The following is a 212-nucleotide window of genomic DNA, read 5'->3' on the forward strand; positions in this document are numbered from 1 at the left end:
CCGGTGTAGCTTTTGGTGCTTTAAAATGGGGAGTAAGTTTGTATTTTCAATGGGAAACCACTTCTATAGAGTTATTATATGAAATTGGTACTAGTGATAAAATGATGAATGACGTTTATATCAATAGTATGAAGGAAGCACGAGACTACTATAAAATGGCCATAAGTTATCAAAGAGCTGGAAATTACAAAGCTTCAGAAAGGTGGATGGAA

The 212-nt window shown here is 34.4% G+C and carries 1 protein-coding gene; it reads left to right on the forward strand.

Features of this window, described 5'->3' with window-relative positions; all coding sequences use genetic code 11:
• A partial coding sequence (locus E1171_RS22870; RefSeq protein WP_187696057.1) for a hypothetical protein occupies positions 1-212 on the forward strand: 212 nt, incomplete at both ends.

This window comes from Xanthovirga aplysinae (assembly GCF_009711365.1).
GTDB classification, from domain to species: Bacteria; Bacteroidota; Bacteroidia; order Cytophagales; family Cyclobacteriaceae; genus Xanthovirga; species Xanthovirga aplysinae.